This window comes from Stutzerimonas sp. LR2 (genome assembly GCF_055755175.1).
Genome location: NZ_JBVTRR010000001.1, coordinates 368073 through 390537, shown reverse-complemented (window position 1 = coordinate 390537; position 22465 = coordinate 368073). Strand labels below are relative to the sequence as shown.

Genomic DNA, 22465 nt, shown 5'->3' with positions numbered 1-22465 from the left:
CACGGCGTGCCACCGGCCGCGGGCGCGATAGCCTCGTTACCCGCAGCCCGAGGCTTGCCGCCGCTTTTTCATGAAGACCCCGCTCTGGTTCCCGCAAAGCTTCTTCGCCCGCACCCTGTGGATGGTGCTGATCGTTGTGCTGTTCTCCAAGGTCCTCACCCTGGTCTATCTGATGACCAACGAGGACGTGCTGGTGGACCGCCAGTACAGCCACGGGGCGGCGCTGACCCTTCGCGCCTACTGGGCTGCCGACCTGGAGGACCGCGACCGCATCGGCCGAGCCGCCGGCCTGCAACTGGTGGCCGAGCAGAACGTGCCGCGCAGCGAGTATCACTGGCCCTACACCGAGATCTTCCAGCGCCAGATGCGCGACGAACTGGGCGACGACACTGAGGTGCGCGTGCGCATCCAGCCGTCCACGGCGATCTGGGTGCGCGCGCCGAATCTGGGGCCGGACTGGGTGCAGGTGCCGCTCTATGCCTATCCGCTGCGCGGCCAGCGCATCTGGAGCGTGCTCGGCTGGTTCCTGGGCATCGGCCTGCTGTCCACCGGCGCGGCCTGGATCTTCGTCAGCCAGCTCAACCTGCCGCTCAAGCGGCTGGTCTTCGCCGCGCGGCAGATCGGCAAGGGCCGGCGCGTCCGCCTGCCGATCAGCGACACGCCGAGCGAGATGACCGAGGTCTACCGCGCCTTCAACCAGATGGCCGAAGACGTCGAGCAGGCCGGCCGCGAGCGCGAGCTGATGCTGGCCGGGGTGTCCCACGATCTGCGCACGCCGCTGACGCGCCTGCGCCTGTCGCTGGAGCTGATGGCCAGTGATGACGAGCTGACCGAGGACATGATCCGCGACGTCGAGGACATGAACGCCATCCTCGACCAGTTTCTCGCCTTTGTCCGCGACGGCAGCGACGAGCCGGTGGAAACCACCGACCTTGCCGAGCTGATCCGCGAGGTGGTGGCACCCTATAACCAGCAGCAGGAAACCGTGCGCCTGTGCGTCGAGCCGATGCCGCCGTTCGCCCTGCGCCGGGTGTCGATCAAGCGCCTGCTGGTGAACCTGATCGAGAACGCCCTGCGTTACGCCGGTGGCGGCGTCGAAGTGGCTGCCTATGTCTCCGGCGACCAGCACGCGCCCTACGTGGTGCTCAGCGTGCTGGACCGTGGTCCGGGGGTCGATCCGGCCGAGCTGGAAGGCATCTTCAATCCGTTCATTCGCGGCGATCGTGCCCGTGGCGGGCAGGGCGCCGGGCTGGGCCTGGCGATCGTCAAGCGCATCGCCTCGCAGCATGGCGGGGTGGTCGAGTTGCGCAATCGCGAGGGCGGTGGTCTGGAAGCGCGGGTCAGCCTGCCGCTGGGGCTGCTGCTGCCGCGCGATGCGGTGCAGGGCAAGCCGGCCGAATAAGCCGGCTCGCAGCGCGGTGGGATCAGCCCTTGCCCTTGGTGCGGGTCAGGTGCGGGCCGCCGTTCTTTTCCAGGTACTGGATGATCAGTCCGGCGACGTCCTTGCCGGTGGTTTCCTCGATCCCGGCCAGGCCCGGCGAAGAGTTCACCTCCATCACCAGCGGGCCGTGGTTGGAGCGCAGGATGTCGACGCCGGCGACGTTCAGGCCCATCACCTTGGCGGCGCGAATGGCGGTCATGCGCTCTTCCGGGGTGATCTTGATCAGGCTGGCGGAGCCACCGCGATGCAAGTTGGAGCGGAATTCCCCAGGCTTGGCCTGACGCTTCATCGCGGCGATGACCTTGTCGCCAACCACGAAGCAGCGGATATCGGCGCCGCCGGCTTCCTTGATGTACTCCTGCACCATGATGTCCTGCTTGAGGCCCATGAAGGCCTCGATCACCGACTCGGCGGCCTTCTCGGTTTCGCAGAGCACCACGCCGATGCCCTGGGTGCCTTCCAGCACCTTGATCACCAGCGGGGCGCCGTTGACCATGCGGATCAGGTCGGGGATGTCGTCCGGCGAGTGGGCGAAGCCGGTCACCGGCAGGCCGACGCCGCGGCGCGACAGCAGTTGCAGGGCGCGCAGCTTGTCGCGCGAGCGGGCGATGGCCACCGACTCGTTGAGCGGGAACACCCCCTGCATCTCGAACTGGCGCAGCACCGCGCAGCCATAGAAGGTCACCGAGGCGCCGATGCGCGGGATCACCGCGTCGAAGCCCTCCAGCGGCTTGCCGCGGTAGTGGATCTGCGGCTTGTGACTGGCAATGTTCATGTACGCACGCAGCGTATCGATCACCACCACTTCATGGCCACGCTGCTCGCCGGCTTCGACCAGACGACGGGTGGAATACAGGCGCGGATTGCGCGACAGCACGGCGATTTTCATTGAGCACCGGAAGAAGTGAGGATCTGGGGTTTGTCCTGGATATAGGTTCGCGACGGATCGATCAGCCATTGGCCGTCGACCAGCGCCTTGGAGCCGAGCAGCAGGCGGTAGCGCATGGTCTTGCGGCAGGTCAGGGTGAACTCCACCGGCCAGACATGGCTGCCCAGCGCCAGCAGGGTGCGCACCACGTAGCGGGTCTGGACCTGGCCATTGGAACTCTTGATGAGCTTGCGGGTGACCAGCGGCGCCTCGCAGCGATGGCGGCGTTGCACCAGCGTGCCCAGGTGCGCGGTGAAGCGAACCCAGCGCTGCCCATCGCGTTCGAATTCGCTGATGTCGGTGGCGTGCAGCGCCGAGGTGCTGGCCCCGGTATCGACCTTGGCGCGCAGGCCCACCACGCCGAGATCCGGCAGGGCGATCCATTCACGCAGACCGATCACGGTATGGGGGTCGAGTTTCTTCAATGGGAGAGTCCGAAGAATTTGCCGGCATTCTAGTCGGCGTGCATGACAACTGCATCCGTCTGTAACACCCTGGAACGACCGATACGAGACTGAGTTGGACGATGGCCGAAAAAGACGACGACAAGGTACGCCTGGACAAGTGGCTATGGGCCGCACGCTTCTTCAAGACCCGTGCACTGGCCAAGGCGGCCATCGAAGGTGGCAAGGTGCACTGCCGGGGCGAGCGCTGCAAGCCGAGCAAGGAACCGAAGGTGGGCGATGAACTGGTGATCCGCAGCGGCTTCGACGAGCGCACGGTGGTCATCCGCGCGTTGTCGGCGGTGCGCCGTGGTGCTCCCGAGGCGCAGACGCTCTACGAAGAAACCGCACAGAGCATCGCGGCGCGCGAGGAGGCGGCTGCGCTGCGCAAGGCGGGTGCCCTCGGCATGCAGACCGACGGCCGGCCGAGCAAGAAGCAGCGCCGGCAGATCCAGCTGCTGCGTGACTTCAAGCCCGGTTAGTCACGCAGCACCGCCAGCTGGCGCAGCAGTGGCAGCCTGGCGGCCAGCTGCATGGGCGCACGGGCCAGCCACTGCAGCAGGGCAGCGAGGTGCGCGCCCAGTGGTGTGCAATAGCCCCAGCCGATGGCCAGCAAGGCGATCAGCAGTCCGCCGACGAAGTCATCGCTGACCCAGTGGGCGCCGGCCACCAGCCGCGGCAGCATGAACAGTACGGTGATGCCGAGCACCAGTGCCAGACGACCGCCTCGGGCGAACAGCGCCATGAACAGTCCCCAGATCAGCAGCACCGAGGCGTGATCACCGGGGAAGCTGCGGCTGGAACGATCCTTTAGTTCGAACACCCGCTCCAGCAGCGGAAAGTGGTCGCTCAGGTGATAGGCGCCAGCGATCTCGAGCGATGGACTGGCGTGCTGCCAGCCGAAGTGGCCGGCCAGCTTGGTCACCAGCACGCGAATTACCAGCAACACCAGCAGCAGGGCGACAAAGGTGAACAGCGCCGGACGCAGCTGGTGCTGAGCGAACAGCCAGTCGCGGCGGATCAGCAGGGTCAGCAGCAGGGCGCCGACGAGGATGTCGAACACGCGAACGCTGGCCAGTGCCCACAGCCAGTCCCACCAGGCCTGGTGGCCCAGCGAGCCGTTGAGCAGATGAAAGGCCGACTCGTCGAGAGCATCCCAGAACGGGCGGCTGATGGGGGAGAGCCAGCTGAGCAGCAGCAGCCCGGCGAGCAGATGGCTGATGAACCAAGACAGTGGGCGCCAGCGCGCCTGGGGCGTGGTCACGGGCATAAGGATCGTCCCTGGGGTTGCGATGGCGCGCGATGCTAGAGCCTGCCGTTGCGGCTGTCCTGACTACCTGCGAGCCGTTCAGCCAGCGTTCAGCTTGCGGCTGTCTGGCAGCCCGTCCGGCGCCCGCCCTTGGTCCGGGCCGGCTTTGCGCCTAAAATTGCCGCTTCCTCCGCCGTACCTGTGAGCTTTCCGGCTATGCCCGATCAAACCCAGCGTTTTCTCTTCGATGATTCCGATGTTCGCGGCGAGATCGCCACGCTCGAGGAAAGCTACCAGCACGTGCTGGCCAAACACACCTATCCAGAGCCTGTGGCCCAGTTGCTCGGCGAGCTGCTGGCCGCGGCCGCGCTATTGGTCGGCACGCTCAAGTTCGACGGGCTGCTGATTCTCCAGGCCCGCTCCAGTGGCGCCGTGCCGCTGCTGATGGTCGAGTGCTCCAGCGCCCGCGAGGTGCGTGGTATCGCCCGCTATCACGCCGAGCAGATCCAGCCGGACGCCACCCTGACCGAGCTGATGCCCGAAGGCATGCTGGCGATCACCATCGACCCGGCCAATGGCCAGCGCTACCAGGGCATCGTCGATCTTGAAGGGGCCACGCTCGCCGAATGCCTGACCAACTACTTCGCGGCCTCCGAACAGTTGCCGACGCGCTTCTGGCTCAATGCCGACAGCCGCCGCGCCTGCGGCCTGCTGCTGCAACAGCTGCCGGTCGACCGACTCAAGGATCCGGAGGAGCGTGACGCCAGCTGGGAGCACCTGCGTACCCTGGCCGACACCCTGACCGCCGAGGAACTGCTGGGGCTGGACAGCGAGACGTTGCTGCATCGGCTCTATCACCAGGAGCAGCTGCGCCTGTTCGATGCACTGCCGATCCGCTTCCGCTGCAGCTGCTCGCGCGAGCGCTCGGCCCGCGCGCTGGTCAGCCTGGGCGAGGAAGACGCCCTGCAGCTGGTGGCGGAGCAGGGCGGTTCGGTCAGCATCGATTGCCAGTTCTGCAACGAGAAATACACCTACGACGCGGCAGATGTGGCTCAGCTTTTTGCCGGTGGCGGCAGCGACGCGCCGTCGGATACCCGGCACTGATCGACGTGCGGCGTTCCGGTCGTCTGCCTGCTGCCGCGGCGGCCGGGAATGAGGCAGGGATGGACCTGCACTCGGGCACTGAACTATTTGGCCATCACGGCCTCATACCCAGCGCGGCGCATTATCTGGCATAATCGCGCGCACTTTTTTCGATGTAGTTCGCTCTTTGGCGGGCTACAACAGCATGGAGGAATCGGCCCAGGGCCGACGGGAACACTCATGACGCAAGCCACCAACGCCGTGTACACCGACATCAGCACCGCTCAACTGATTGAAGAAGCCGTCAAGCGCGGAGAGGGCGAACTGTCCGCCAATGGCTCTCTGGTGGTGAAGACCGGGCACCGCACGGGTCGTTCTCCGGCTGACCGCTTCATCGTCGAAGAGCCCAGCACCCAGCACAAGATCGCCTGGGGCCCGATCAACCGTCCGTTCCCGGCGGGCAACTTCGAAGCCCTGTGGAGCCGCGTCGAAGCCTATATCGGCGAGCGTGACAGCTTCGTGTCCCATGTCCATGTCGGTGCCGATCCCGAGCACTACCTGCCGGTCAAGATGACCACCGAGACCGCCTGGCACAACCTGTTCGGCCGCTGCCTGTTCATCACCCCCGAGCAGTTCAACCCGGCCGGTCTGAGCGAGTGGCGCATCCTCAACGCCCCGTTCTTCCAGTGCGTACCCGAGCGTGACGGCACCAATTCCGATGGCTGCGTGATCATCAACTTCGCCGAGAAGAAGGTGCTGATCGCCGGCATGCAGTACGCCGGTGAAATGAAGAAAGCCATGTTCTCCGTGCAGAACTTCCTACTGCCGGACGTCGACGTGCTGCCGATGCACTGCGCCGCCAACATAGGCGAAGACGGCGACACCACCCTGTTCTTCGGTCTGTCCGGTACCGGCAAGACCACCCTGTCGGCCGACGAGAGCCGCTACCTGATCGGTGACGACGAACACGGCTGGGGCGTTGGCCGCGTGTTCAACATCGAAGGCGGTTGCTACGCCAAGTGCATCGACCTGTCCGAGAAGAACGAGCCGGTGATCTGGAAGGCCATCAAGTTCGGTGCCGTACTGGAGAACGTGGTGCTCGACGAGCGCACCCGTCTGCCGGACTACGCCGATGCCAGCCTGACCCAGAACAGCCGCGCGGCCTACCCGCTGCAGCATGTCGAGAAGCGTTCCGAGAAGAACCTCGGCGGCGAGCCGAATGCGGTGATCTTCCTGACCTGCGACCTGACCGGCGTACTGCCGCCCGTGTCGATCCTGAACAACGAGCAGGCTGCCTACCACTTCCTGTCCGGCTACACCGCGCTGGTCGGCTCCACCGAAATGGGTTCGGGCAGCGGCATCAAGTCGACCTTCTCCACCTGCTTCGGTGCGCCGTTCTTCCCGCGTCCGGCCGGTGAATATGCCGAGCTGCTGATCAAGCGCATCAACGGCTTCGGCTCCAAGGTCTATCTGGTCAACACCGGTTGGACCGGTGGTGGCTACGGTGTCGGCAAGCGCTTCAACATTCCGACCACCCGTGCGGTGATCGCCGCGATCCAGAGCGGCGCGCTGATCGGTGCCGAAACCGAGCACCTGCCGATCATCAACCTGGACGTGCCGAAGACCGTTGCCGGTGTCGATACCCAGCTGCTGAACCCGCGCAACACCTGGGCCGACAAGAGCGCCTACGACCAGGCCGCGAAGGAGCTGGCAGGCAAGTTCATCGAGAACTTCAAGAAGTTCGATGTTTCCGACGCCATCCGCAACGCCGGTCCGCAGCTCTAAGCTGCCTGCCGAGTCATCGAAAAGCCGCCTTCGGGCGGCTTTTCGTTTATGCAGCACCGGAAACGCATCGAGTGGCTCGATGATTGTGATCGGTGAAGTCCCGTGGATTCGATCGGTCGACACCCTTAGCATGGCGCCACCTTTCTCCTGTGAGGACTCGCCATGCATACCGAAGAAGCCATTCGCACCCGCCGCGCCGTCAAGGCCTACGACCCCAGCTTCCAGCTGAGCCGTGAAGAAAAGGACGAGCTGCTGCAACTGGCGCTGCTGGCGCCTTCTGCCTTCAATCTGCAGCATGTGCGGTTCGTCGAGGTCAGCGACCCGGCGCTGCGCGCGCAGATCCGCGAGGTGGGCTGGAATCAGGCGCAGATGACCGACGCCTCGATGCTGGTGGTGATCTGCGCCCAGGTCGACAGCTGGGAAAAGAATGTCCGCCGCGTCTGGGAAGGCGCACCGAGCGAGGTGCAGGACTACATGGCCGGCGCCATCGATGCCTATTACCGCGGCAAGCCGCAGGTGCAGCGTGACGAGGCCATGCGCAGCTGCGGTCTGATGGCGCAGACGCTGATGCTCGCGGCACGGGCCAAGGGCCTGGATTCCTGCCCCATGGATGGCTTCGATTTCGATGCGGTCGGCAAGCTGATCAACCTGCCGGACAACCATGTCATCGCGCTGATGGTCGCGGTGGGCAAGCGCGCCGCCGAGCCGAAGCCGCGTGTCGGCAAGCTGCCGTTCGATGAGGTGGTGATTCGCGACCGCTTCTGATCGCGCTCATCAAGACCCGGCGGGACGGCGCGTTGCGTGCTCCCGCCCGGCCCCAGCGTCCCTGTTCGTGGCGCTCAGTTCTGATTCCTGCAGGCCTCGGATAGCGTCCGGTAGGCCAGCTTGCGTTCGGTACCGGTGGAATCGCGATAGGTCATCTCCGCGTCGGTCACCTCGCAGTAGGGGGTCGGCTTGATCTTCACCGACAGCACCGAGGCGACATCCAGTCGGGTGCCGTAGGTGTAGGGCTGAGCCTTGGCATCATCAGCCTGGGCCAGCGAGGTAAACAGCAGGGCAGTGGCAATAAGGGTTGCACGCATGGCGGGGCATCCTGTTCTGGTTCATAGGTCCGTCCTGTTTTTGCCTGCCGGATCACCTGACCCGGCGTCGCTTGTGCTTGTTGTCAGGAGCTCAGGCATCGTAGAAGTAGATAGGCGCCTAACGGTAATTGCGGTTTCCAATCCGCTCGATTGATGGAAATGCCTGGCCGTTCCGCTGCTGCACCGTCCCAAGAAGCCTCGGCGTCGCACCCGGCCGACGAGGCGGGTCGATGCGCAGTGCCCTCTGCTGTCTTTTGCTACCCTCCTGCCTCCCGTCACAGGAGCGACGCCGCATGATCGAACAGACCCTCAGGCAGACGTTTGGCTACGACAGCCTGCGTCCGGGCCAGGAACAGGCCATTCGCGCCGTAGTGGCGGGGCGCTCGGCAGCGGCGATCTTTCCTACCGGCTCGGGCAAATCCCTGTGCTACCAGCTGCCGGCGCTGCTGTTGCCGCACCTGACCCTGGTGGTCTCACCCTTGCTGGCGCTGATGCAGGACCAGCTGGCGTTCCTTCACCGCCATGGCATTGCCGCCGCCAGCATCGACTCGGCGCAGAGCCGCGAGCAGACGAGCGAGACCATGGCCCGCGCCAAGTCCGGCGAGCTGAAGATCCTGATGATCTCGGTGGAACGGCTGAAGAACGAGCGCTTCCGCCACTTCATCAGCCAGGTGCCGATCTCCCTGCTGGTGGTGGACGAGGCGCACTGCATCTCCGAGTGGGGCCACAACTTTCGCCCGGACTATCTCAAGCTCCCCGACTACCAGCGCCAGTTCAACATTCCGCAGGTGCTGCTGCTGACTGCCACGGCGACGCCCCCGGTGATCGCCGACATGCAGGCCAAATTCTCGATTGCAGCGGATGACGTGGTGACCACCGGTTTCTACCGACCCAATCTCAATCTGCTGGTGGAGCCGGTCAGCGGCTTCAACAAGCAGCGCCGGCTGGTGGAATGGCTGACGGACAGGGCGGGGCAACCGACCATCGTCTACGTCACCCAGCAGAAGACCGCCGAGCAGATCGCTGAACACCTGGCGCAACGGGGCTTTCCGGCCAGCGCCTACCACGCGGGCATGGCGCACGAGCTGCGTGAATCGATCCAGCGGCGCTTCATGGCAGGTGAACTGAACTGCATCGTCGCCACCATCGCGTTCGGCATGGGCATCGACAAGGCCGATATCCGCAATGTGGTGCACTACGACCTGCCCAAGTCGGTGGAAAATTACAGTCAGGAAATTGGTCGGGCAGGGCGCGACGGCAACGCTTCGGATTGCCTGGTGCTGGCCAATCGCGACAGCCTCAGCGTGTTGCAGAACTTCGTCTACGGCGATACGCCGGAACGCGAGGGCATCCGCTGCGTGCTCGACGAGCTGCTGCAGGCCGGCGCCGGGGGGCAATGGGAGCTGATGCTCAACCAGCTATCCGATCAGAGCAACATCCGCCAGCTGCCGCTGAAAACCCTGCTGGTGCAGCTGGAGCTGCGCGGCATCATCGCACCGCGTTTTGCCTACTTCGCCGAGTACCGCTTCAAGTACCTGCTCGAGCCCGATGCGCTGGTAGCGAAGTTCGAAGGCGAGCGGCGACAGTTCGTCGAAGCCATCGTGCACACCTCGGCGCGGGCGCGGACCTGGTGCACGCTGGATTTCGAAGCGCTTTACGGGCAGCACGGCGCCGACCGCGCGCGGGTGGTCAAGGCGCTGGAATATTTCCAGGAGAAGGGCTGGATCGAGCTGGAGAGCAAGCAGATGACCGAGGTCTACGCGCTGCTCGACACGCGCTTCGATGCCGAGGCTCTGAGCGGCGAGCTGCACGCCTACTTCAAGGAGCACGAAGCCAGCGAGATCGCCCGCATCGACAACATGCTGGCCCTGTTCGAATCCGCCGAATGCCTGAGCCAGCGACTGGCCGCCTATTTCGGTGATCGCCAGGCACCACAGCGCTGTGGGCATTGCTCGGTCTGCCGCGGACAGGTCGCGAAGCTGCCGGAACCGCCGACACTGGCGCCGCTGGAGCAGATCGACATGGCCGCCCGCTGCGCAGAGTTCAGTGAGCGTTACACGCAGCTCAAGGGCGGTGCGCCGAGCGCCGAGTGCCTGACGCGCTTTCTCTGCGGCATCAGCGTACCGGTGTTCGCCAAGCTCAAGGCGCGCCAGCTCCCCGGTTTCGCCTCGCTGGAGGCCTATCCCTACGCCGAGGTTCGTGCGCGCCTGGCAGGTTAGCGCGCGGTCAGGCCGATCAGCCGGTCGGCCACGCCCTTGGTCTGGCGTGAGGTGTCCGCCGTCAGGTTGCTGGAGTTCTCCAGCGCGTCGAGCAGGCCGGTAAGCGAGCCGACGCCCGCCGATTGCGCCTCGATGTGCTGCGCCACCGCGCGGATTTCGCTGGCCAGACGGTCGATATCCGTACCGATCTCCTCGGCGTTCCTGCCGGTGATTTCGGCCAGCTTGCGCACCTCGTCGGCCACCACCGCGAAACCGCGCCCCATGTCGCCGGCACGCGCTGCCTCGATCGCCGCATTGAGCGCCAGCAGGTTGGTCTGCCCGGCGATCTGCTGGATGGTCTGCACCACCGATTGGATTCGCTGGCTCGACTGCGCCAGGTCGCGGGCGCTGCTGACCACCTCGTCGGCCTGGTGAACCATCTGCTTGACCGAGCTGCCGGCCTGCTCGATGACGGTGCCCTGCTGGTTGATGTTCAGCGTCAGGTCATCCATCGAACCGTGCAGCTCGGTGGCGCACTGGCTCAGCTGTTCGGACATGGATTGCCGCTCATGATCGGCCTGGGACAGCACCTGACCAAGGTCGGCCAGGCCGCGGAACACCGGGCGGATGTGTTCGTCGAGGCCGTTGATGTCCACCGCGCTGCTGTAGTCCTGGCGCTTGAACTGCTCGATCTGCTTGACCACCACCTGGCTCAGGCCGGTGAGCTTCTTGATCTGCCGACGCAGGAAGAACGCCTTGAATTCACCGTGGTAGGCGATGAAGTTGTCGGTGTATTCGTCGTGGAACTCGTCCTTGCCGTTGGTGCGGAAGAAGAACACCGCGGTCAGCGTCTGGTTGAGATTGAGACCGAGGATCTCGCCGAAGGTCGAGTAACCGGCCACCGGTACGTCGTCGAACACCGGGTCCATGCCGCCGAGTGCCTGCTCGTTGTTCAGCCGGCGCAAGATGCAGTCGTTGAGGATGCCCACCAGCGGCTTGCCGGGCTTGTTGCGCATGAATTGCTGATAGTCGCGGCGGGTGGTTTCGGCCAGCGGCGTGCGCTTGACCATGATCAGCTCCTCACCTGGGGCCACGTCGCAGAACAGGTGGACCCGTTCGTTGGCGAAGTCGATCTGCGAAATCGAACGGACGAACACCTCCTCGCCGACGCGGATGGCGAAGGAATAGTCGGCGAGCCGCTGTTCCAGCTCCTGCGGCACGCACCGCAGCGCCTCGCACAGCGCTTGGACCATGCTGCGAATGTTGCCGCGGGCATCGACCACCTGGCTGATGTAGCGATCCTCTAGGGAGGCGCTGAGCACGCTCAGGCTGAGCGGCGTGGGCTCGAAGTTCTGGCTCTTGAACACCCCGAAGCGGACGTTACGGGCGCACTTGAGAAAGACGATCAGTGCGTGGTTCTGGTAGCTGCGCTGGCCGTCGTGCAATTGCGTGCGCTGGAAATCCAGCTTGCCGCCCGCCGAGCCGCCGACGAACAGACAGGGGAAGCGTCCGGACTCGTACAGCGCTTCCATGAAGAACGACTCCGAGGCGGACAGGCCGTCGAAGAAGATGTTGGCCAGGGTGTCGCGGTAGTCGATCTTCATCGATACCTGCACGCGCTTGATCGATGCCGTAAGCCGGGCGATGCGCTCGCTCATGGGCAGGCGCTGGCCCTGGCCGCGGATATCCTCGCACTCCAGCGGTACCCGGACGATCTCCGCGGCCGCGATGACGCTGGCGTCGAACAGCTGCAATACCACCCCGTCCCACTGGCCGCTGGTTGCGCAGTACAGCTGCCGGTTCTGGCTCGATAGCTCACCAGCGGTGCTGCACAGGCTGATCGTCGCGTGCGGGAAGCGCTGGCGCAGCTGCGAGGCCACCGCATCGATATCCACATGGGGCGAAACGAAGCCTGCGATGTAGGTTGGCTCGAAGCGCAGGGCGGCGAGCCGCTCGGGCAATTGCCGAGCGCTGACATGCAGCCCGGTTACACCGTCGGCAGCTCCGGCGGAAGGCTTGAAACGGGAGATCAGTGACATGCTCGACACCTTACTTCGTGAGGCACCTTAGGGGAGCGCGCGGAAGAACCACGCCGTTATGAACCTCATATCGGCAGCGTCGACCGACGCCACAGCGCCATTTGGCGCCCCGCTGCAAGCCTGACCGTAGCGAGTGCAGACAGCGCTGACCATGCCTCGATAGTTGCGGTACTAAAGTAGGATGCTGTCTGTCCTGCGACTTTGTTCTGTCCTCCTTGGTTAATAAGTTTTCTGAAACGAAATCGAAGCGTTCACACGTATGCGTCCGGTTTCATATGAATATATTCGAAATAGAATTACTCCCTCCTCCAGTCACGTTGAACAGATATAACGGCGCGCTTGGCGTCGTCTCCGGGCCATACGGGCGACCACTTATTTTTCCTCCGTTAGTTCAAGTTATCCGAACTGTGGCCGACTTCCTGAAATAACGGGGCGGACGCTATTCAATAGCTAACGAAAAGTATCGTTAATTGTTGCTGTCTAATCTTGGTTGTTTGGTGATAGATCTTTTTTATAATTAATGTTTCATATGAAATTTATTTTATAACTCTTTGGTTTAATTACGGGTTGTATTGCATATGAATCAAAAGGGCATGCTGCGGCGCCTTACGCTGTGCGCCGCTATCCTCATGTTGCCTATCGTTTCACAGGCGACCAACCGCACCATTCAGCTGCCGGCATCCGATCCCCATACGGCGCGGTCGCTGATGCTTGATGCCGAACTCTTTCGCCCCGACGGCGATGGCCCGTTCCCGGCCATTGTGCTGATGCACGGTTGCGGCGGTTGGCAGCCGGCGGTGCGCGATGGCCTGCGTACCCATGCGGAATTTCTGCGCGACAGCGGCTTCGTTGTCCTCAATCTGGACAGCTTCGGCCCGCGCCAGTACGGCGGCGGCAAGCTGTGTTCGAACAATCCTGCGCTGTATCGCGCGCTGTCCTATCGCACCAGCGATGCGTTCGACGCGATGCGTTATCTGGCCAACCAGGATTTCGTGGCAGCCGACAACATCTTCCTCATGGGGCAGAGCAATGGCGGCGCCGTAGCGATCCGCGCGGCGAAGGAATCCGCGCCGCAGCGTTACGGTAAAGGCGACGCGGCGTTTCGCGGGGTGGTGGCCTATTACCCCTGGTGTGGCGAGCTGGGTCGTTCGCGGGTATCGCTCAGCGCGCCGCTGCTGATTCTGGCCGGTGGGCGTGACAACTGGGTGCCGGCGAGCGAATGCCAAGGCGTACGGGGCGAGGGCGCGTCACTGGAGGTCAAGGTCTATCCCAATGCGGCCCATTCTTTCGATCTGCAGCTTCCGCCGCAAAGCTTCCAGGGCAAGCTGATCGGCGGCGATCCCGCCGCCACTGCGGACAGCCGGAGCCGCATGCTGCGCTTCCTGCTCGGCAACCTGACTCGCGAACAACAGCTGGCGTATGCGGCGCGAAGCGGCCGTGACGTCGCGCTCGTCAACTAAGCGCTGGCAGTGTTCAGCGGCCGAATGGCAGACCCGGTTCGAACGAGACCAGGGTGTAGGTGATCCGGCCGTGGGGGAAGTCGGCCTGCAGAGATACCGGACCGCAAAGACGGTCCAGGCGGCACTGCAGACGCGTCGGCAGCCAGGGCAGCGAGCCGCTCGTCTCGCTGACGATGGCCAGACCATGACCTTCGCCGTCCGGTGCGGCGGTGCAATGGCAACGAACACGCACGAAAGGCTTGGAACGATAGGGCGCGAAGAACAGCGGCAGGCTGCCACGCAGGCGTGATGCCAAGAGTGGGGCGAGATCATCCCATTTCATCCCCGGCGTGGCGGCGTAGGGTATCGAGGGTACCGCCAGAGCCAGCAGCCAGAGCAGCGCGGAGCAGTTCCTCTGCACTTCGCCGACACGCCAGGCGTCCGGTGACAGCTGCACGGTCATCATGCCGCCGCGATCGCCGCGCAACAGGTGCTGACCTGCGGCGTCCAGCGTGACGGTCACCCGTTCGGTATCACCCTGGTGGCCGAGGATATTGGGTACCGTTCCTTCGACTTCGATACTCCATACGGCAATACCCGGGGCGGCGCTGGCCAGCAGCGACTGAACGGCGGGGTTGGCCGGCGCGGGTGAAACCAGGCTGCCCTGTGACGGCATCGCAGCGGAGTGCCAATGCTGAAACGGCTGACTGATGTCCGGCGCCGAGAGAAAGTTCGCCAGCTGAAACGGCATGGTCGGCTCGCTCGGGTCGGCCGTCGGCTGGCACTGCAGATGTACGTGAGGTATTGGCGAGCGTCCTGAGTTGCCGACCCGAGCAATGAAAGCGCCTACTTCGACTCGTGCGCCTGGGCCCACCAGAATCGAGCCCTGCTGCAGGTGGGCCAGCAATGCCCAGCCACCCTGATCGAGGCGGATCATCACGAAGTTCCCCCAGTTATCCGCGTAGTTGCAGATGCCCGTTGGGTTGTCGCTGACGCCGTCGTGGATGCGCTCTATGTAGCCGGACGCTGGTGCCATGACCATGCCGTCGTACGTACCGGGCTCGACCGCCGATACCGGCTGGAAATCCAGGGCGTGGCGCCAGGGGCCGACATGGCTGAGCAGGCCATCCTCGCCCTGGGTGATGCGTGATCGGCCACATAACGGCACGATGAGAAACGGGCCGGTACCGCTGCGGCGCGACCAGTAGTCCAGGCGCTGCCAGGCTGTTTCCGGCGGCAAATGCATGGTCCGATTGCGCCTGACCAGAAAGTTTTCAGTGACACCCACCGCGCTGAGCGCCACCCAGATCGTCAGCGCGGATGCCAGTGGCAAATAGCCGATCGCGGTGTAGGGGGATAGATGTTGAAAGCCCGCCGCCAGCAGCGCGGTTGCGGCCCCCCCGAGCGCAGCCAGGGGCAGGCTGATACGGCTGGGAATCAGAAAGATGGCGCCGAGGGCCGCGCCAGCCAGAAAGAAGTTGTAAGCCGCCGGCATCCAGTAGAACACCACGCCCAGCTGATTGAGCTGGACCGCGGTGAAAATCCCCGCGATCCAGCCTACCGTGCCGGCCAGGAACGCCAGGCGTGACCAAAGCAGGATCGCCAGGGCGATGATGCCGCCGATGCCCAGCGTGGGCGAGAACAGCAGGGCGCCCAGGGTGCGGAAGTAGGTGATCAGCCATTGCTGGGCGGTTTCCGGTACCGGCCACCACTGCATTGTCGCCATGGCCGAGAGCGTCCAGTGCGGAAAGATGGCGAAGAGAAACACCGACACCATGCAGTACGCGACTACCAGCGGCGGCAACCCGGCTTTGAGCAGAGGGCGCAGGGTCGCCGTCGCCAGTATCGTGGTGGCGGCGACGGTGCACGCCACCACCAGAATCTGCGCTTCGACGGCGAGCCCGGAGTGTTCCGTGAGCCAGGCGGCGGCGACTGCCGAGAGCAGCGCGTTAGCCTTGAGATTGCCTTCGGCAGCGGAGTGATCACGGATCTGGAACAGCCGCAGGATGCTCTCGGCCAGCACGGTGCCGAACAACGCGAAGGCAGCGAAACGCAGGTTCTCGAACAGGCCGAGCCAGAGCAGCGCACCGATCCAGGGATGCGGGATCAGGAAAGCGCCGCCCAGCGCCGGGCCAAGAATGGATACCAACGGCGTCGAGAAGCGGTGGGCGGTGCGCAAGGACCCGTCGTTGGGTACCCCCTCCAGATTCGGCGCGTCCATCATCGTTCCGTCAGAGCGGCCGGTATCCGCTCGAGTCGCTGAACTTCCTCGAGGGTTTCCGCAGCGCGTATGAGCTCTGGTACGCCGCTCTCGGTGATCAGCACGACCGCCGGACGATAGGCAATGAACTGCATTGACTGGCTCAGGTTGTACGCACCCACCGGATGCACGCTGAGCACGTCGCCGACTTCCAGCGGCGGCAGATCGATGTGATCGCGTATCACGTCGATCGCCATGCACAGCGAGCCGTAGAGGCGCGAGGGCAAGGGTGGCTCGTTGATCAGGCGAGACGGCTGTACGTTGAAGCGGTACCAGGCCGAGGTGTAGAGCAGGTTGATGCCAGCATCGGCGATGTAGTTGACCTTGCTGTCCTCTCCGGCGATCAGCTGCTCCTTGAAATCACGTGCTGACAGGCCGTCGTTTTCGGCGCGCTGACGATGAATGCCTTTCACCGCGACCACGCTGGTCAGCAGGTAGCCCGCCTCGTCGACAAGATGGCGTCCGGTTTCCAGGCGCAGCAAGGGACGCTTCTTCTCCGGCAGGCGGTTGAGAACGTCGGTGATTGCATCGGCGTAGGCTTCGATTGGCGGGACAACCTGCTCGGCGGGTCCCGCCATGCCATGCAACAGGCTGTTGGACGGAAAGCCGCCGCCCAGATCAAGGCAGTCGAGCAGGTGGCCGTGCTTGCGCTGGATGGTGTCACGCAATGCCAGCAGTTTCTGCGTTGCGGTGCGGTAGGCGGATGGCTCCAGGATGTAGGTACCGATGTGCGTGTGCAATGTATGCAGGCGCAGCCGTGGGTTTTTCACGATGCGCTCGGCCGCGCGCTCGGCTTCGCCATTGGCCAGAGCGAAGCCGAACTTCGACCAGACCGGTCGGATGCCCGCGTCGAGCCAGACCCGGATGCCGACGTCGAGCGGCTCGCGGCGGGCGCGGGTCAGTTCCTCGATGAGGCTGAGCTCGTCCCAGTTGTCGATGTGCAGCAACGCACCTTCATCGATGGCGCGCCGCAGGATTGCGCGAGGTTTGTATGGGCCGTTGAAGACGATATCGGGGCCGGCGAACCCCAGGTAACGCGCCTTCTCATACTCGAAGTCCGACACGACTTCGGCAATCCAGCCTTCCTGGCGCAGGATCTGGCAGACGCTCTGCAGGTGATTGGTCTTGAACGACCAGGCAAAGCTGGTCTTCGGATAGCGTCGACGAAACGCCTCGCGCGCATGGCGGGCCTTGCTGCGCAGCGTGTGTTCGGAGAACACGAAGAGCGGTGAGCCGAAGTCGGCCACCAGCGCCGGGATCGGATTGCCGTCGATCTCGAACAGCGCTGGCGTGTGTACGCCGCGGGCGAAGCAGTTGCGCTCGGCAGCGGCGTGGGGGCTGTTGCTGCCCAACTCGTCGCTGATGATCGGTTGGCTGTAGTCCTGAGTCACTTCTGATCACCTCGAGATGGTGGGGCAGTCGTTCGGTGTGCAAATCCTGCGGCCGGTGATGGTCATCTCTGCGACCTCGGCGATATCGGCCACCAGATCGATGCTGTGGCGGATGAACATCTGCCCCGGCGTGCACGTCTGTAGTGGCGTGGCGTCGAGGCCGATGAGCTGTTCGAGCAGACGCGCCGGCATGTTGCAGCCGATCTGGGATGGAAAGTCCACCCAGGCGGGAAAGCGAGGGTTCATTTCAAAAAGGGCGTGCGGCTTGCCGGGGACCTTGATGAACTCGAGCTCGAAGGGCCCTGCCCAGCGCAGCGCGCCGATCACGCGGGCGACCAGTTCGTCGAGATCCGGATCCGCCACGACCACGCCGGCGAACCCCTTGCCCGCCGAGGTACGCAGCATTTTGCGGATCGAGCAGGACGCCAGCAGGCCACCCTCGCCGTCGCCCAGACCGAGGATGTCGTATTCCTCGCCGACCACCATTTCCTGAACCAGCACCGGGGTGCCCCAGACGCTGGCGATGCTGGCGAATGCTTCGTACAGCTCCTTCGGCGTGGTTGCCAGGTGCGCCTCGTAGAAACGGCCTTTCACGTAGACCGGATAACCAAGCTGGAGGGCCAGCGCAGCGAGGGTGTCCGGATCGTTGGCCATCAGCGTTCGCGGTGTGGGTACTTCGAGCTGCCCACAGAATGCATCCAGGTTGGATTTGGAGCGATCGTCCAGCGCCTGCTGGCTCGGTAGCAGACAGCCGATGCCGCGCGACTTGAGCTCCGGTTGCAACTGGATGTAGTTGTCCAGCTCCGAATCCAGGCAAGGGATCAGGTAGTCGATTGGCTCGGTCTGGAGGATTTCGTCCAGGCGATCGAGCGTCGCTTTCGCGCCGGCGCCTGGAAAGGGCATCAGATAGGCCACGTCCGGCCGCCCGCCGTCGTGGCAATAAAGCCCACTTTCCAATGGGTCGTAGGACAGCCCAACGATGCGCAGATCGGGGAAGCGCCGACGCAGGCCGGCCGCGACTGCCGCGCCAGGCTGGGGATTATTGCCGCGGTGCAGGCCGGTGATAGCGACGTTGATCATGAAGCGCTCCTCGCCGGGTCGAACAGTCGGCCGAGGGGCTCCAGCGCCGTCAGGCTGTTGAGAAACAGTTGAACGTCTCGGCTTGCCGTTGCGCTGTCCAGTTCATACCGCGCCTGCAACCTACCGGGCAGCTCACTTGGCAGCGCGCCGGCCGCCAACGACTGAAGCATGAAGCTTGCGCTGGGATTAAGTCGGTAAAACATGCCCGAGACACGATCGAAGACGAATTCGTCGCTGTAGAACTGCAGGCGTTGATCAAGCGAGCTGGGACGATTGCTGCTTGGAGATGACGGGTTCGACATGGACTACAACTCCCCCGGGCGGACGGCAACGGCCATAAAAGGCATGTTCCACGGTAGTAGCCTTTTGCCTTCTTCTATTGATCGTAGTCATGTTCGAAACGCTGCTGAAGTTTTTTTCAGGGCCTCGTTGATTGGGGTCAAAAAGCCATCACGTCGCAGGTGCGGATTAATTCAATGAGGCTAATCTCAGCGAAGCAGGCTGACGATTTTGCAGACGTATCAGGTGGTCGATGACCGCTGGAGTGTCGGCGGAAAATGCCAGCCAGGCGCGTGACGTCGCGCCCCGAATGATCCGGGGCGGCGCCGAATCATGGCGCGTACAGGCTTGAATCGGGACCGGAGGAGGTCGGCGATGTACCAGAGAAGAATGCTGTTCACCCTATCGACCATGGCGGCTGCACTGCTTCTTGCAGGTTGTGCCGACAAACTGGTCATCGCCTCGCATGCTCGGCTGACGACGCTGGACCCGGTTACCAGCACTGCGTACGTGACTCGCAGCCATGGCTACATGGTCTACGACACGCTCTTTGCCCTGGATGAAGACCTGCGCCAGCGCCCTCAGATGGCGGAGAAGTGGACGTCGTCCAGCGATCTGAAAACCTGGCAGATCCAGCTTCGCGACGGTTTGCAATGGCACGATGGCAAGCCGGTGACGGCGCAAGATTGCGTCGCGTCCCTGCAGCGCTGGGGTAAGCGTGACGGCGCCGGCCAGCAGCTTTTCCGCAACATCAAGAGCATCAGCGTCGACGATGATCAACGCTTCACCATCGTCCTGAACGAGCCGGATGTGAACATCATCCGCACCCTGGCAAAGGTTTCGGTGAACGTACCGTTCATGATGCCCAAGCGCCTGGCCGAAACCGATGCCTTCACGCCTGTGACCGACGCGATCGGCTCCGGGCCTTTCATCTACAATCCCCAGCGCGCCAGTGCCGACAAAGTGGTGTACGTGCGCAACCCCAACTACAAGCCGCGTCACGACCCCCAGTCGCTGGCTGCGGGCGCGAAGGTTGCCAACTTCGACGTAGTCGAATGGCGCTATTACCCGAGTCAGCGAGAGGCGGTCGAGCAACTCATCGCCGGCAAGGTCGACTATGTCGAGTCTCCGTCCACCAACCTGGTCTCGTTGATGGAGGGCAACGCGGACATCACGGTCGCCTCGACCGACCCGCTGGGTAACGTCGCCATGGCGCGCTTCAACCACCAGCAGGCTCCATTCAACAATCCCGGCGTGCGCCGTGCCGTTCTCATGGCCATGCAGCAGGACGCTTACATGTCCGCTGCACTGGGCGATGCACGTTACTGGCGCAACTGCTATTCCGTGTTCCCTTGCGGCACGCCACTGGCCAACGAGGCGGGCAGCGAGGTGATGCAGCGCGGTGACCTGCAGGCCGCCAGGCAGGCGCTCAAGGATGCCGGCTATGACGGCACACCGGTGGTGGTCCTGAATCCGACTGACACCCCGGTCATGGCAGCCTTTACCAAGGTCACCGTGGAGCTGCTGCAGGAGCTGGGAATGACCGTCCAGGTCCGGGACATGGACTGGGCGACGCTGCTTGAGCAGCGCGAACGAAGAGTGCCGGTTGCCGAAGGCGGTTGGAGCATGTTCCACACCTGGTGGAACGCCGCCGACCTCGTTGATACCTCGGCCATCGCCTTCTCCGGCGACCCGCAGACGGGCTGGTTCGGCTGGGCCGAAGACGCCGAGCTCGAGCGGCTGCGCGCTGCCGCATCTCGTGCCAGCGGGGCAGAGAAGGTCGAGCTCGCCGCGCGCATTCAGCAGCGGCTATGGGACATCGGCGCGTTTGGCGTGCTGGGTCAGTTCTTCGAACCGGTGGCTTTCCGCAGCGATCTGCAGGGCATCACGTCGCCAATGCAGTTCTATTGGGGCGTCTCCCGCGGCGAGGAATGACCGCTCGGCTGGCAGGGAAGGCCCGCTTGTTGGCGGGCCTTTTTCGTTTCCGTCAGCCATCACTGGTTCGGATAGGGCTTGGTCCAGCCTGTCAGCTCGAAGAACAGGTCGCCCAGGGCGCGATAGGCGCCGGCGGTTGGACTCCAGCGATCGACGAGGTGATAGCGCCCGCGGTCGTTGCCTTCGATCACCCATTGCCCACCGTGAATACCGTACAGGTTGCCGGATGTAGGCAGGCGCCAGAAGTCGGCACCGATGAGCGCAGCCTGCAGCCGGCGCCATTCGGCTTCGGTCAGGCGCCTGTGCGAATAGGCGGTCAGCCGGCCTGGATCCGTCGCACCCCAGCCGGACAGCTGAAATGCATGAAGCGAGATCACATCCTCGGTACGTGTAATGCGGATCACCACCGGATGGGCCTGGCCGTTGAGCCAGAGCAGCCGATAGCTCTGCGCGTTGACGGCGTGACCGCACGACAGCGAAGGTTCGCCGAGACGCGCCAGGGGCGTTGCATACCAGAGCCGCCGTTGCGCATCGGAAGCCGGATAGTGCCGCGGGAAGCTGTCGGCAGGGAAATAGTAAGTCGCATCGGCACAGGCTGGCGGCTGTAAGGATGCGGCCTGGCAGCCTGGAAGGCCGAGCGCCAGAACTACTGCGGTACAGCCCATTCGTGTCCGCTTCAGGAAAGCCGTCGGCGATAGCATGTTCGTTGTCCGGGTATGCGGCGATGACATCACTATGGCTCATTGATGGCATCCCTCACTGATCAGGCTCAAGCCTTACGTCGCATTTCGGCTCGCAACATTAGGAAAAGGGTTATCCGTCGCGCTCGTCACGCAGTGCTGTGCTCGGAGCCATACTCGAATCTCGTTTGCGCAACGCCATCAATCTGCACGCCAGCGGGAGGTTTCATGTATCGCCGCCGTCAATTCCTGCAACGTTCCGCCCTGATCGCCACGCTCGCTGCCCTCGGCCCGCTTCTGCCTGCGCTGAGCTTCGCCGCGCAGGGCGTGCTGCGGCGAGCCATTCCTGCCACCGGTGAAACGCTGCCGGTGATCGGTCTCGGTACCTCCATTACGCATAACGTGAGCCTCGATGACCCACAGATGGACCGCCTGCTGGAGGTGCTGCGGGTGATGGTGGAAGGCGGTGCCTCGCTGATCGACACCGCGCCGAGCTACGGCAATGCCGAGCGCGTCGTCGGCGAACTGGTCAACCGCCTGGGCCAGCGCGACAAGGTCTTTCTTGCCAGCAAGGTGTCCTCGACCGGACGCGAGCGCGGCCTGGCGCAGATCGAGGCGAGTTTCGAGGCATTGCAGACCGACACCATCGACCTGATCCAGGTGCACAACCTGCAGGACACCCGCACCCAGCTCGGCCTGCTGCGCGAGCTCAAGCAGGAGGGGCGGGTGCGCTACATCGGCGTGACGCACTATGTGGAATCGGCCCACGATCGCCTGCTGGACACGCTGAAACAGGAGCAGGTCGACTTCGTGCAGTTCAACTATTCGGTCAGCGAGCGCAACGCCGAGAAGCAGCTGCTGCCCTACTGTGCCGACAACGGCATCGCCACCCTGATCAACCGACCCTTTACCCGCGGCAACCTGCTGTCGAAGGTCCGGGACAAGCCGTTGCCGGACTGGGCCGCCGAGATCGACGCCAGCTCCTGGGCGCAGCTGCTGCTCAAGTTCATCCTCGCCGAGCCGGCGGTGACGGCGGTCATCCCGGCCACCTCCAATCCGCGCTACATGGCCGACAACCTGCTCGCCGGCCAGGGCCGTCTGCCCGACGCGCGGCAGCGGCAGATGATCGTCGACGCCTTCCGCTGAGCCGGGC

Annotated in this window: 19 protein-coding genes; 9 read left to right on the top strand and 10 right to left on the bottom strand. The window is 64.0% G+C overall.

Annotation, left to right across the window (positions count from 1 at the left end):
* Positions 1–70: 70 nt before the first annotated feature.
* Positions 71–1402 (top strand): ATP-binding protein, encoded by a 1332-nt coding sequence (locus tag ACVRRC_RS01830; protein ID WP_011911525.1) that lies wholly within the window; start codon positions 71–73, stop codon positions 1400–1402.
* Between the two features lie 22 nt (positions 1403–1424).
* On the opposite strand, the gene rimK is transcribed toward ACVRRC_RS01830, so the two are convergent.
* Both rimK and rimB read right to left on the bottom strand, forming a co-directional pair.
* Complete coding sequence (gene rimK, locus ACVRRC_RS01825) at positions 1425–2330, bottom strand: 30S ribosomal protein S6--L-glutamate ligase (protein ID WP_011911526.1); 906 nt, start codon at positions 2328–2330, stop codon at positions 1425–1427.
* Positions 2327–2794: a retropepsin-like aspartic endopeptidase RimB gene (gene rimB, locus ACVRRC_RS01820; protein ID WP_011911527.1), complete on the bottom strand. Its 468-nt coding sequence runs from the start codon at positions 2792–2794 to the stop codon at positions 2327–2329. Before rimB ends, rimK begins: the two co-directional genes overlap by 4 nt.
* 101 nt (positions 2795–2895) lie before the next feature.
* Here rimB and ACVRRC_RS01815 point away from each other — a divergent pair, with 101 nt between their 5' ends.
* A complete protein-coding gene (locus ACVRRC_RS01815; RefSeq protein ID WP_014595554.1) occupies positions 2896–3294 on the top strand; it encodes an RNA-binding S4 domain-containing protein in 399 nt (132 codons plus the stop codon).
* Here ACVRRC_RS01815 and ACVRRC_RS01810 read toward each other — a convergent pair.
* Positions 3291–4082, bottom strand: coding sequence for a phosphatase PAP2 family protein (locus tag ACVRRC_RS01810; protein ID WP_049341192.1), 792 nt, complete (start codon positions 4080–4082; stop codon positions 3291–3293). The two genes, ACVRRC_RS01815 and ACVRRC_RS01810, sit on opposite strands and share 4 nt — an antisense overlap.
* A 195-nt stretch (positions 4083–4277) precedes the next feature.
* Here ACVRRC_RS01810 and hslO point away from each other — a divergent pair, with 195 nt between their 5' ends.
* The 3 genes from hslO to ACVRRC_RS01795 all read left to right on the top strand — a co-directional run bounded on the left by hslO (position 4278) and on the right by ACVRRC_RS01795 (position 7694).
* Positions 4278–5165 carry an Hsp33 family molecular chaperone HslO gene (gene hslO, locus ACVRRC_RS01805; RefSeq protein WP_472996562.1) on the top strand — a complete coding sequence of 296 codons (888 nt, stop codon included), beginning with the start codon at positions 4278–4280 and terminating at the stop codon, positions 5163–5165.
* 219 nt (positions 5166–5384) lie between these two features.
* Entirely contained in the window at positions 5385–6929 is a 1545-nt protein-coding gene (locus tag ACVRRC_RS01800; protein ID WP_045157992.1) for a phosphoenolpyruvate carboxykinase, read from the top strand.
* Between the two features lie 162 nt (positions 6930–7091).
* Complete coding sequence (locus ACVRRC_RS01795) at positions 7092–7694, top strand: nitroreductase family protein (protein ID WP_013981451.1); 603 nt, start codon at positions 7092–7094, stop codon at positions 7692–7694.
* Between the two features lie 74 nt (positions 7695–7768).
* On the opposite strand, the gene ACVRRC_RS01790 is transcribed toward ACVRRC_RS01795, so the two are convergent.
* The gene (locus ACVRRC_RS01790; protein WP_013981452.1) at positions 7769–8011 is read right to left on the bottom strand and encodes a DUF2790 domain-containing protein; all 243 of its coding nucleotides are present in this window, start codon (positions 8009–8011) and stop codon (positions 7769–7771) included.
* Positions 8012–8304: 293 nt separating this feature from the next.
* Between ACVRRC_RS01790 and ACVRRC_RS01785 the strand changes: the two genes are divergently transcribed.
* Positions 8305–10230, top strand: a complete 1926-nt coding sequence (locus ACVRRC_RS01785) for a RecQ family ATP-dependent DNA helicase (RefSeq protein WP_472996561.1) — start codon at positions 8305–8307, stop codon at positions 10228–10230.
* Here ACVRRC_RS01785 and ACVRRC_RS01780 read toward each other — a convergent pair.
* The gene (locus ACVRRC_RS01780) at positions 10227–12248 is read right to left on the bottom strand and encodes an FIST N-terminal domain-containing protein (protein WP_048328293.1); all 2022 of its coding nucleotides are present in this window, start codon (positions 12246–12248) and stop codon (positions 10227–10229) included. The genes ACVRRC_RS01785 and ACVRRC_RS01780 overlap by 4 nt on opposite strands.
* A gap of 629 nt (positions 12249–12877) precedes the next feature.
* On the opposite strand from ACVRRC_RS01780, the gene ACVRRC_RS01775 reads away from it, so the two are divergent.
* On the top strand, positions 12878–13708 hold the full coding sequence (locus tag ACVRRC_RS01775; RefSeq protein ID WP_185749471.1) for a dienelactone hydrolase family protein: 831 nt from the start codon (positions 12878–12880) through the stop codon (positions 13706–13708).
* Positions 13709–13721: 13 nt separating this feature from the next.
* Here the strand turns inward: ACVRRC_RS01775 and ACVRRC_RS01770 are convergent, their stop codons facing one another.
* Genes ACVRRC_RS01770 through ACVRRC_RS01755 form a run of 4 tightly spaced genes read right to left on the bottom strand, consistent with a single transcriptional unit; the run spans position 13722 to position 18720 of the window.
* Positions 13722–15908: an urea transporter gene (locus tag ACVRRC_RS01770; RefSeq protein WP_242100514.1), complete on the bottom strand. Its 2187-nt coding sequence runs from the start codon at positions 15906–15908 to the stop codon at positions 13722–13724.
* Positions 15908–17338, bottom strand: a complete 1431-nt coding sequence (locus ACVRRC_RS01765) for a type III PLP-dependent enzyme domain-containing protein (protein WP_472996560.1) — start codon at positions 17336–17338, stop codon at positions 15908–15910. The genes ACVRRC_RS01770 and ACVRRC_RS01765 overlap by 1 nt, the downstream gene beginning before the upstream one ends.
* Before the next feature lie 6 nt (positions 17339–17344).
* A complete protein-coding gene (locus ACVRRC_RS01760; RefSeq protein WP_048328300.1) occupies positions 17345–18418 on the bottom strand; it encodes an ATP-grasp domain-containing protein in 1074 nt (357 codons plus the stop codon).
* Entirely contained in the window at positions 18415–18720 is a 306-nt protein-coding gene (locus tag ACVRRC_RS01755) for a PqqD family protein (protein ID WP_061373790.1), read from the bottom strand. The genes ACVRRC_RS01760 and ACVRRC_RS01755 overlap by 4 nt, the downstream gene beginning before the upstream one ends.
* A gap of 352 nt (positions 18721–19072) precedes the next feature.
* Between ACVRRC_RS01755 and ACVRRC_RS01750 the strand changes: the two genes are divergently transcribed.
* On the top strand, positions 19073–20632 hold the full coding sequence (locus tag ACVRRC_RS01750; RefSeq protein ID WP_192475605.1) for an ABC transporter substrate-binding protein: 1560 nt from the start codon (positions 19073–19075) through the stop codon (positions 20630–20632).
* 59 nt (positions 20633–20691) lie between these two features.
* Here the strand turns inward: ACVRRC_RS01750 and ACVRRC_RS01745 are convergent, their stop codons facing one another.
* The gene (locus ACVRRC_RS01745) at positions 20692–21297 is read right to left on the bottom strand and encodes a hypothetical protein (protein WP_236450987.1); all 606 of its coding nucleotides are present in this window, start codon (positions 21295–21297) and stop codon (positions 20692–20694) included.
* A 243-nt stretch (positions 21298–21540) separates the two neighbouring features.
* On the opposite strand from ACVRRC_RS01745, the gene ACVRRC_RS01740 reads away from it, so the two are divergent.
* Entirely contained in the window at positions 21541–22458 is a 918-nt protein-coding gene (locus tag ACVRRC_RS01740) for an aldo/keto reductase (protein ID WP_196111875.1), read from the top strand.
* The last annotated feature ends 7 nt before the right edge of the window (positions 22459–22465 follow it).

Coding starts and splice junctions, on each gene's coding strand:
- ACVRRC_RS01755 (WP_061373790.1), bottom strand. CDS start 18,720: ATGTCGAACCCGTCATCTCCAAGCAGCAATCGTCCCAGCTCGCTTGAT.
- ACVRRC_RS01760 (WP_048328300.1), bottom strand. CDS start 18,418: ATGATCAACGTCGCTATCACCGGCCTGCACCGCGGCAATAATCCCCAG.
- ACVRRC_RS01815 (WP_014595554.1), top strand. CDS start 2,896: ATGGCCGAAAAAGACGACGACAAGGTACGCCTGGACAAGTGGCTATGG.
- ACVRRC_RS01830 (WP_011911525.1), top strand. CDS start 71: ATGAAGACCCCGCTCTGGTTCCCGCAAAGCTTCTTCGCCCGCACCCTG.
- ACVRRC_RS01745 (WP_236450987.1), bottom strand. CDS start 21,297: ATGGGCTGTACCGCAGTAGTTCTGGCGCTCGGCCTTCCAGGCTGCCAG.
- ACVRRC_RS01785 (WP_472996561.1), top strand. CDS start 8,305: ATGATCGAACAGACCCTCAGGCAGACGTTTGGCTACGACAGCCTGCGT.
- ACVRRC_RS01750 (WP_192475605.1), top strand. CDS start 19,073: ATGTACCAGAGAAGAATGCTGTTCACCCTATCGACCATGGCGGCTGCA.
- hslO (WP_472996562.1), top strand. CDS start 4,278: ATGCCCGATCAAACCCAGCGTTTTCTCTTCGATGATTCCGATGTTCGC.
- ACVRRC_RS01780 (WP_048328293.1), bottom strand. CDS start 12,248: ATGTCACTGATCTCCCGTTTCAAGCCTTCCGCCGGAGCTGCCGACGGT.
- ACVRRC_RS01770 (WP_242100514.1), bottom strand. CDS start 15,908: ATGGACGCGCCGAATCTGGAGGGGGTACCCAACGACGGGTCCTTGCGC.
- ACVRRC_RS01800 (WP_045157992.1), top strand. CDS start 5,385: ATGACGCAAGCCACCAACGCCGTGTACACCGACATCAGCACCGCTCAA.
- ACVRRC_RS01810 (WP_049341192.1), bottom strand. CDS start 4,082: ATGCCCGTGACCACGCCCCAGGCGCGCTGGCGCCCACTGTCTTGGTTC.
- ACVRRC_RS01795 (WP_013981451.1), top strand. CDS start 7,092: ATGCATACCGAAGAAGCCATTCGCACCCGCCGCGCCGTCAAGGCCTAC.
- ACVRRC_RS01740 (WP_196111875.1), top strand. CDS start 21,541: ATGTATCGCCGCCGTCAATTCCTGCAACGTTCCGCCCTGATCGCCACG.
- rimK (WP_011911526.1), bottom strand. CDS start 2,330: ATGAAAATCGCCGTGCTGTCGCGCAATCCGCGCCTGTATTCCACCCGT.
- ACVRRC_RS01775 (WP_185749471.1), top strand. CDS start 12,878: ATGTTGCCTATCGTTTCACAGGCGACCAACCGCACCATTCAGCTGCCG.
- ACVRRC_RS01790 (WP_013981452.1), bottom strand. CDS start 8,011: ATGCGTGCAACCCTTATTGCCACTGCCCTGCTGTTTACCTCGCTGGCC.